The organism is Paenibacillus sp. P4_E11 (assembly GCF_056401635.1).
On the sequence record NZ_JBFUIX010000651.1, the window covers coordinates 1 to 701 of the forward strand.

The 701-nt window shown below is 48.3% G+C and carries 1 protein-coding gene; it reads left to right on the plus strand.

What is annotated here, in order from left to right:
• On the plus strand, window positions 1-701 hold a 701-nt coding region (locus AC1DWB_RS36700), incomplete at both ends, for an FHIPEP family type III secretion protein (protein ID WP_477545963.1).

Genomic DNA, 701 nt, shown 5'->3' on the forward strand with positions numbered 1-701 from the left:
GTACACCACTTTCCCTATCGCAGGTGTACTGATACTAGGTGCACTCCGGATGCAACGGAACTTGAATCAGAAGCAGGCCGAATCGGAACAGATGGTGGAGGAGCAGCAGATCGAGGAAGTGCGAAGCCCGGAAAGTGTCATCAGTTTATTGCAGGTGGACCCGATCGAATTCGAGTTCGGATACGGGCTTATTCCTCTTGCTGATGCGCAACAGGGTGGAGATTTGCTCGACCGGGTCATCATGATCCGTCGACAAATCGCTTTGGAACTAGGTCTTGTAGTACCGGTTATTCGGATTCGCGACAATATTCAACTTAAACCGAACGAATATGTCATCAAGATTAAAGGGAATACGGTAGCACGTGGTGAATTATTACTTAACCATTATTTGGCTATGAGTCCAGGACTCGATGATGATTCGGTCGTTGGAATCGAAACCATGGAGCCTGCTTTCGGGTTGCCAGCCCTGTGGATCGACGAAGCGACGAAGGAACGAGCCGAACTATCCGGTTATACTGTCGTAGACMCACCATCTGTCGTAGCTACTCATTTAACGGAAATCATTAAGCGTCACGCTCACGAGTTGATTGGTCGTCAGGAGACGAAGCTTCTCGTCGACAATGTGAGAGAAAGTTATCCAGCCTTAACGGAAGAGCTGATTCCTTCGATCTTATCCATCGGAGATATACAGAAAGTACTGG